We start from the raw sequence: 7,884 nt of genomic DNA, 5'->3' as shown, positions 1-7,884 counted from the left end.
TCTCCATAAGGCAAAAAAGCAACGGCTTTAAAACCGTTGCTTTTTGCGTTAGTCAGAGGGGTTTTTGTCCCAGCCTCTTGTTTTGCTTATTCAATCGGGGTTGTGACTGTTCTTGTGCCAAGCGATTTGATACAATGAGAAGGTAAAGGAGCCTGTGATGAGAAAAATTCATTTTTTTGTGTTAATTGAGTTGATCCTGGTGACGCTTGCTCTTTTAACCATGTTTTCGGATGATGTAACACGAGGAGTTTGGTTTCTAATTCTTTGTTTGCTGCTGTATCACTATTATCGCGTGGATAGTCAATCCAATTTGCTGGTTGTTACTCTATTTTTGTTTTTCTTTTTAGCGATGAGCATTAATCCTTTTGGAATGGCGGCGATTGTTTTTGCCATTGTTTATGGCTTTACAGCGACCCTTCCCTATCTCTACCGGGAACACCGTTCCTATTCTAGCGGCATCCAGGTGCCGGGGGAGAAAACAAGGAATACCTGGATTGGGGATCTATCCTATTTCTTGGGCGAAGATCAGTCTTTTGAAGACTTGCACCTTGTTCGTTTTAGCGGCAATGATACTATTTATTTGGACGAGGTCGTTTTGGGACAAGAGTCCAACCTAGTCCTCATTCAGAAGGTTGTGGGTGATATCCGGGTCTATGTTCCGATTGATATTGCGGTTGATCTATCGGTGAATACGCTTTATGGAGATATTCAATTTTTCGAGGAACACTATAGTCTTCGAAATGAGTACTTGCGGGTTAGTAGTCCCGATTTGGAGAAGGCCAACCGCTCAGTTAAATTGGTCTTCACAAATCTCCTTGGCAACGTCGAGGTGATTCGGCGATGAGAAAAGGAATCTACTTTTTTATCTTTAGTGCAACCTTTGGACTTCTATTTTTCTTGATTATAAAATTTTTAGAGGTATTGAACTATAACTGGGTTGAGATCTGGTTAAGGGATTGGATCGGTCTACAGATTTTGGCCATGTTGTTTGTCCTGTCTCTAGGTGCTGTTGCCTTAGCTTTCTTGGCACAAGTCTGGCGGGCCCAGACCATTCGGGCCCGCTTGCACCCAGCCTTGGAACAGATTCGAAAAGGCCAGGTCTATACCAGTTTGGATGATCCTGTTCTGGACTCGGACCTACGAGCTTTAGGCCAATCGATTCACAGCCTGCAACAAAAACGGCAGGAAACGGAGAATGAAAATTTGGTTGAAAAAGCCAAGGTTGTCACCCAGGAGCGTCAGCGGATTGCCCGAGACCTTCATGATACGGTGAGTCAGGAACTCTTTGCGGCCAGCATGATTGTGTCCGGTTTGCGGCAGTCACGTTTAGATGTGGCTGGCATTCAAAAGGAGTTACAGGGGGTAGAAGGGATCCTCAATACCGCTCAAAATGATTTGCGGATTTTGCTGCTACACCTGCGGCCGCGGGAATTGGAAGGACGGAACCTGGTCTCCGCCTTGGAAACCCTGTTAGCCGAAGTGGAAGAAAAAAGTCTTTTGAAGATTCGCCTAGAGGTGTCAGTCGACCAGCTGCCTTCGGAAATTGAAAATCATTGCTACCGGATTGTGCAAGAGTTTATTAGCAATACCTTACGCCATGCCGAGGCTCAGCACTTGGAAGTCTACCTCAAACAGACGGCTGGCCAATTACAGTTGAAGATGGTGGATGATGGCCTGGGCTTCAATCAACAGGAGAATAAAGAATTCCATTATGGACTAGCCAATATGGAAGAGCGGGTGGAAGATATGGCTGGTCGTATGACCCTCAGAACAGCTCCCTATCAGGGAGTCGCGATTGATATTCGCATACCAATTTTAAAGGGAGAGCAAGATGAAAATTCTATTAGTGGATGATCACGAAATGGTCCGCTTAGGACTTAAAAGCTACCTCAATTTGCAGGTGGATACCTTGGTGATCGGCGAAGCTAGTAATGGAAAAGAAGGTTTGGAATTAGCCTTGGAGCTACGGCCAGATGTCATTGTGATGGATTTATTAATGCCGGATATGGATGGGATTCAAGCTACTCTTTCCATTTTGGAATCCTGGCCAGAGGCAAAAATCCTCATTTTGACTTCCTATCTGGATAATGAAAAAATTTATCCGGTTCTGGAAGCAGGAGCCAAGGGTTATATTTTAAAAACGTCTACAGCTGATGAGATTTTTAGTGCGATTCGGCGGGTGTCTTTGGGAGAAATGGCGATTCAGACTGAAGTGTCACAAAAGTTTGAACACCATCGGCTCAATCGTCCCCTGCATGAGGACCTAACCCCTCGCGAGCGTGACATTCTAGCGCTTTTGGCTAAGGGCTACGAAAATCAGCGCATCGCCGATGAACTTTTTATTTCATTAAAAACAGTTAAAACACATGTATCAAATATCCTCTCGAAATTAGCGGTTAGTGATCGCACGCAGGCGGTTATCTATGCCTTTCAACATCATTTGGTACAATCAGACGAGGATTGGTTATAGGAGTGAAGATGAATACAAAAACAAAATACAAGGCAAAAAAAATTAAGATTGTTTTTTTTGATATTGATGATACCTTACGCGTTAAGGATACGGGTTTTATCCCAACTTCGGTGCAACGTGTGTTTAAGGATTTGAAAAAAGCTGGCATTAAGGTGGGGATTGCGACAGGGCGCTCGCCGCTTGGCTTGGTCCCAGAAATCCGGGCTTTAAAACCAGATTACTGGGTGACCATCAATGGTTCCTATGTTGAAGATGCTAAAGGAGAGGTGGTTGCGAGTCAGCCGATTTCAGAAGAACAAGTTGCAGCCTATAAAACCTGGGCTGCACAAGAGGGAATCGCCTTTGGTTTGGTTGGGAAAGACCAGGCTAGTCTGTCTGAGCGTTCACCACTGATTAATGAGGCCATCGACATTATTTATCCTGATTTAGCGATTGACCCGGACTTGGATCAAAAAGAAGCCATCTATCAAATGTGGACCTTTGAGGATGAGGGGCAGGAGTTTGCTCTACCAGAAGATTTAGCTCAAGACCTCCGCTTGGTTCGCTGGCATCCGAATTCCTGTGATGTGGTTATTAAGGAGATGTCAAAAGCAGTTGGTGTTGAAAAAGTTCTAGTCAGTCTCAACCTCAAACCTGAAAACTTGCTCGTTTTCGGAGACGGTCTTAATGATCTAGAATTATTTGACCTTGCTGGCTTGGCAGTTGCCATGGGAGGAGCCCTGGACTCTGTTAAAGAAAAGGCGGACTATGTGACCAAAACAGTTGAGGGAGATGGCATTGAGCATGCCCTTGTTGAAATGGGCTTGATTCCTAAAATCCTACAATTCCCACAATTGGATTTGTCGCAAGCAAAAGGTCCTGTGGTTCAGCTGGAAACCAATCTTGGAACCATGAAGATCCAGCTGTTCCCAGATCACGCTCCTAAAACCGTGGCCAACTTTTTAGCCCTAGCCAAGGACGGCTACTATGAAGGAGTGACCTTCCACCGTATTATCGAAGATTTTATGATCCAAGGTGGTGATCCAACCGGTACCGGAATGGGAGGGGAATCCATCTATGGTAGTGAATTTGAAGATGAATTCCACGAGGAACTTTACAATCTACGGGGAGCCTTATCTATGGCCAATGCCGGGCCTAATACCAATGGTAGCCAATTCTTTCTTGTTCAAAACACAGGTGGAACCTACAATAAGAAAGAATTGGAACGAGGAGGCTGGCCAGCCCCAATTGCAGCATACTATGCTGAAACAGGTGGGACTCCTCATCTCGATCGTCGCCACACAGTATTTGGTCAACTAGTAGATGTAGCCTCATTGGAAGTTCTCGATACCATTGCTCAAGTCGCTGTTGATCCAATGGACAAACCACTAGAGCCGGTTGTGATTCTGAAAATTGAGGTAGAAGAATGAGGATTGGTGAAAAATATAAGGGAGTTGTGAGTGGGATTCAACCTTACGGAGCCTTTGTAGAACTCGAAAATGGTAATACCGGCCTCATCCACATTTCGGAGATTCGGACAGGCTTTATTGAAAATATTGGAGAACTCCTAAGTGTTGGCCAGTCCATTACGGTCCAAGTTGTTGATTATGATGAGTACACCGGCAAGGCTAGCCTATCCATGCGGACCTTGGAGGAAGAGAAACACCGCTTCCCACGCCGTCGACGTTTTACCAATGATCGCTATAAATCAGGCTTTCGTCCTTTGAGGAAGAACTTATCTCACTGGACCCAAGAAGCTCTGGACTACCTTCGAAATCAAGAAGATTAGAAAAACGCCGTAAGTTCGTGTTTTAAAAACACTGACTTACGGCGTTTTGGTATGTCAACAGTCGGGACTCCCTAGTCCTGCTTGTCGTATAAAGGTTGTGGAATCTCGACCTCGCGGATCCCACCCTCCTGATAAATCACCTTGCCTTGGTAAAAGTCCGTCAAGGCTGCTTGGATTGCTTGTAGATTTTCCTTATCTAAATAGAGCAAGGTTTGTACCTTGTCAGTGAACTGGGTATCAAATTCCTCCAATTCATGTTCTTTGAGGAAGTTACCATATTCTTGGTATTGGGAATAGCTGAGTTCAACCTGCAAGCTAGTTTGCTCCTTGCGTTGCACAATACCCAATTCCTTAATTGCCAGAGCGACACTGGAAGCATAGGCCCGAATGAGACCGCCAGCTCCCAGTTTGATCCCTCCGAAGTAGCGGGTCACGACAACACAAACATTGGTTAGATCATGATTTTCCAAGACGCCCAACATGGGGACACCAGCTGTTCCACTGGGTTCACCATCATCACTGGACCGCTTGATTTCGGACTTTTCCCCGACAATGAAAGCTGAGCAGTTATGGGTCGCCTTGTAGTGCTCTTTCTTGACTGCCTGAATAAAGGCGCGGGCCTCTTCTTCGGTTTCAACCCGCTTGGCTTGGCAAAGGAAGCGAGATTTTTTAATATCTTGTTCGGCAGCGCCGTCCTGAGTAATTGTTCTAAATTCCATAATTCTATTGTAGTAAAAGTAAAAAAGAATGCAAGTTTTTTCGAATAAAGAAGTATGGAAGATGAAAAAAATTACTGGGGTCGCCGTTTACCGGAAAGGGAATGGCCTGATTCCCTAAAGGATAAATCAGACTGTATGGCTGGTATTACTGAATCTGGTGGCCAGTGGATTTGCCAACGTTGCCAAACCAGACTGACCTCAGTTAATCGGCTACCCAATGGAGCCCTCTATTGTCGGGCCTGTATCCAGATGGGCCGGTTACGTTCGGACCAGTCTCTCTACTTTCTGGCACAAGTACCTTTTCCTGCCACTGAGACCTGTCGCTGGTCGGGAGAACTGAGTCCGGATCAAGATCGGATTGCTCAGGCGCTATTGGAGCAAAGTCGGCAGGGAGTATCATGTCTAGTCCATGCCGTGACTGGTGCCGGTAAGACGGAGATGCTCTATCCCTTGTTGACGGATTCTTTAAACCAAGGTGGTGTGGTCGGTTTGGCAAGTCCGCGGATTGATGTGTGTCGCGAACTGCATCAGCGTTTGCAAAGAGATTTTACAGTTTCCTCTTGTTTTCTATATGGGGAGGGGGCTCCCTACCAACGGAGTCAGTTGATTGTGGCAACTGTTCCCCAATTATTTGGCTTCTACCAGGCCTTTGATTTGCTGATTGTGGACGAGGTAGATGCCTTTCCCTTTGATGAAAATCCCCAGCTCTATGCAGCGGTTGAGCAGGCTCGGAAAGTAGCTGCCCCAATCCATTTTTTGACGGCTACGACTACTCCCTTGTTGGAGCAGAGGATTCAGTGTGGGGACTTGGTGCGCTTAGCCTTACCCAAACGTTTTCACCAACACCCCCTAGTCCTACCGCGAATTATTTACTGGTCGGGTTATCAAGAAAAGGGGGGTGTATCCAGGACTTTTCTGATGCAGTTTCGGAGACAGCGTCAGAGTGGTTTTCCCCTTTTAATTTTTCTGCCATTGATTCAATGGGGAGAAACGTTCTATCGAAAGTTAAGCCATCTTTTTCCGAATCTGAAGGTCGCTTTTGTTTCCGCTTCTTCAGGGAATCGGAAGGAGCTGGTGGAGCAGTTTCGGACGGGATCGGTAGAGGTTTTGATTACAACTACGATTTTAGAGCGGGGAGTGACCTTCCCCAAAGTTGATGTGTTTGTCTTGGAAGCGGACCATACTCTTTATACCAAGAGCAGTCTTGTCCAGATAGCCGGGCGCGTGGGGCGTAGCAAGGAGCGACCAGATGGGCTGGTTTTCTTTTTCATGCAGGAGCAGACCCGGGCTAGTAAACAAGCCATTCAAGAAATCAAACAGATGAACCAGGAGGCTGGCTTTTGACGACCTGTATTCTTTGTCAGACATTTTTTTCAAGTCCCCTGTGTTTCCGAGATCTCTTTTTGATGCGTAAGAGTAGAGAGGTTCTATGTGGTTCTTGCCAAAGTTCCTTTTTAAAGATTGGGAAAAATTACTGTCCGACTTGCCAAAAGGCAGGATACTCGGAAATCTGTCCGGACTGCCTAGCTTGGCAGGACCGCGGCCACCGTATCTGCCACACAGCTCTTTACCGCTACGAGCAGAATATGGCTAACTATTTTGTTCAATACAAGCAATGGGGAGATTACCAGCTGCGTTTTGTTTTTGCCAAAGAGATTAAAGAAAAATTCAAAGAATGGAAAGGCTATACCATCGTGCCAATTCCAGTTTCTAAGCAAAGGTATCAAGAACGGGGTTTTAACCAAGTGGAAGGAATATTGGAGGCGGCAGAAATCTCTTATGAGCGGATTTTACAAAAAGCAGACGTGGAGCACCAAATTGGCAAAGATCGGAGGGAACGGCTGGCGATGGAACAAGTATTTGCAGTAAAGGGGAAAATCAAGGTGCAAAAAGGGGTAATTTTAGTGGATGATGTTTATACTACAGGGGCTACAATGGAGTTGGCTAAGAAAGTTCTTTCTGAAAATGGTTGTCAAAATATTTTCACATTTTCCATCGCTCGATGAGGAAAGGGCTTGCATTTTAAGAATGAAAACGTTATACTGTATATATAGAAAAGCTTCTAGCTTAGAAGGAAGGTATATATATGTTTAAATATAGTATCCGCGGCGAGAATATTGAGGTAACAGAAGCCATTCGTGATTATGTTACAGCAAAACTTGAAAAGCTTTCAAAATATTTTCAAGAAGATCAAGAATTGGATGTACGGGTCAATTTAAAGGTATATCGTGAAAAAACTGCTAAAGTTGAAGTAACCATCCCACTTGGCTCGCTCACTCTACGAGCAGAGGATGTTTCTCAAGATTTGTATGGCTCTGTTGATTTAGTTGTTGACAAAATTGACCGTCAAATCCGTAAAAATAAAACCAAAATTGAAAAGAAACATCGGGCTAAGGTTCCAACTGGTCATATTTTTACCAATGAATTGGTTGAAGATGACGAGAAGATTCCAGTGAATATTGTTCGTTCCAAACAAATCGATTTAAAACCTATGAGTGTTGAAGAAGCAGTTCTGCAAATGGATTTACTAGGTCATGACTTCTTTATTTATAAAGATGCAGAGGATGATTCGACCAATGTTCTCTATAAACGTGAAGACGGTGATTTTGGACTTCTCGAAGTTAAATAAACCCTATATTACGAGGCTGGGATTGATCCCAGTCTCTTTTTTTAAAAAAAATGAGCAAAAAGTCTTGCCAAGAAAGCTGTAGTGTTGTATACTAAGAAAGTCCTGAAGGGAGAGTTCCTTAAACGGGACAGTTAGTTGATAAAGGTTCGGCACATCCGAACCAAGTCAAAAAAACTTCAAAAATTTTTCAAAAAAGTGTTGACAAAGATTTGAGGTTTTGGTAAACTAATGAAGTTGTCTCGTGAGAGGCATGACCTTTGAAAACTGAACAAGACGAATACCAATGTGTGGGACACTA

General features: G+C 44.5%; 9 protein-coding genes. 8 read left to right on the top strand and 1 reads right to left on the bottom strand.

The window, feature by feature from the left end; all coding sequences use genetic code 11:
• Positions 1-157: 157 nt before the first annotated feature.
• Genes liaF through E5983_RS07700 form a run of 5 tightly spaced genes read left to right on the top strand, consistent with a single transcriptional unit; the run spans position 158 to position 4,238 of the window.
• Complete coding sequence (gene liaF, locus E5983_RS07720; protein WP_160333290.1) at positions 158-844, top strand: cell wall-active antibiotics response protein LiaF; 687 nt, start codon at positions 158-160, stop codon at positions 842-844.
• The gene (locus E5983_RS07715; protein ID WP_160333289.1) at positions 841-1,854 is read left to right on the top strand and encodes a sensor histidine kinase; all 1,014 of its coding nucleotides are present in this window, start codon (positions 841-843) and stop codon (positions 1,852-1,854) included. Before liaF ends, E5983_RS07715 begins: the two co-directional genes overlap by 4 nt.
• Positions 1,832-2,470 (top strand): response regulator, encoded by a 639-nt coding sequence (locus E5983_RS07710; RefSeq protein WP_160333288.1) that lies wholly within the window; start codon positions 1,832-1,834, stop codon positions 2,468-2,470. The genes E5983_RS07715 and E5983_RS07710 overlap by 23 nt, the downstream gene beginning before the upstream one ends.
• Positions 2,471-2,478: 8 nt before the next feature.
• Positions 2,479-3,879, top strand: coding sequence for a Cof-type HAD-IIB family hydrolase (locus tag E5983_RS07705; RefSeq protein ID WP_160333287.1), 1,401 nt, complete (start codon positions 2,479-2,481; stop codon positions 3,877-3,879).
• On the top strand, positions 3,876-4,238 hold the full coding sequence (locus tag E5983_RS07700) for a S1 RNA-binding domain-containing protein (protein ID WP_160333286.1): 363 nt from the start codon (positions 3,876-3,878) through the stop codon (positions 4,236-4,238). The genes E5983_RS07705 and E5983_RS07700 overlap by 4 nt, the downstream gene beginning before the upstream one ends.
• Positions 4,239-4,309: 71 nt before the next feature.
• Here the strand turns inward: E5983_RS07700 and E5983_RS07695 are convergent, their stop codons facing one another.
• Positions 4,310-4,957, bottom strand: a complete 648-nt coding sequence (locus E5983_RS07695; protein WP_160333285.1) for a YigZ family protein — start codon at positions 4,955-4,957, stop codon at positions 4,310-4,312.
• 54 nt (positions 4,958-5,011) lie between these two features.
• On the opposite strand from E5983_RS07695, the gene E5983_RS07690 reads away from it, so the two are divergent.
• The 3 genes from E5983_RS07690 (at position 5,012) to hpf (ending at position 7,586) form a co-directional block, all read left to right on the top strand.
• On the top strand, positions 5,012-6,301 hold the full coding sequence (locus E5983_RS07690; RefSeq protein WP_160333284.1) for a DEAD/DEAH box helicase: 1,290 nt from the start codon (positions 5,012-5,014) through the stop codon (positions 6,299-6,301).
• A gap of 62 nt (positions 6,302-6,363) precedes the next feature.
• Positions 6,364-6,963, top strand: coding sequence for a ComF family protein (locus E5983_RS07685; RefSeq protein WP_160333283.1), 600 nt, complete (start codon positions 6,364-6,366; stop codon positions 6,961-6,963).
• An 80-nt stretch (positions 6,964-7,043) separates the two neighbouring features.
• Positions 7,044-7,586 (top strand): ribosome hibernation-promoting factor, HPF/YfiA family, encoded by a 543-nt coding sequence (hpf, locus tag E5983_RS07680; protein ID WP_160333282.1) that lies wholly within the window; start codon positions 7,044-7,046, stop codon positions 7,584-7,586.
• The last annotated feature ends 298 nt before the right edge of the window (positions 7,587-7,884 follow it).

The organism is Streptococcus danieliae (assembly GCF_009767945.1).
Taxonomy (GTDB): domain Bacteria; phylum Bacillota; class Bacilli; order Lactobacillales; family Streptococcaceae; genus Streptococcus; species Streptococcus danieliae.
This window is presented reverse-complemented; position numbering and strand designations above follow the sequence as displayed.

Coding starts and splice junctions, on each gene's coding strand:
- E5983_RS07710 (WP_160333288.1), top strand. CDS start 1,832: ATGAAAATTCTATTAGTGGATGATCACGAAATGGTCCGCTTAGGACTT.
- hpf (WP_160333282.1), top strand. CDS start 7,044: ATGTTTAAATATAGTATCCGCGGCGAGAATATTGAGGTAACAGAAGCC.
- E5983_RS07695 (WP_160333285.1), bottom strand. CDS start 4,957: ATGGAATTTAGAACAATTACTCAGGACGGCGCTGCCGAACAAGATATT.
- E5983_RS07715 (WP_160333289.1), top strand. CDS start 841: ATGAGAAAAGGAATCTACTTTTTTATCTTTAGTGCAACCTTTGGACTT.
- E5983_RS07705 (WP_160333287.1), top strand. CDS start 2,479: ATGAATACAAAAACAAAATACAAGGCAAAAAAAATTAAGATTGTTTTT.
- E5983_RS07700 (WP_160333286.1), top strand. CDS start 3,876: ATGAGGATTGGTGAAAAATATAAGGGAGTTGTGAGTGGGATTCAACCT.
- liaF (WP_160333290.1), top strand. CDS start 158: ATGAGAAAAATTCATTTTTTTGTGTTAATTGAGTTGATCCTGGTGACG.
- E5983_RS07685 (WP_160333283.1), top strand. CDS start 6,364: ATGCGTAAGAGTAGAGAGGTTCTATGTGGTTCTTGCCAAAGTTCCTTT.
- E5983_RS07690 (WP_160333284.1), top strand. CDS start 5,012: ATGGAAGATGAAAAAAATTACTGGGGTCGCCGTTTACCGGAAAGGGAA.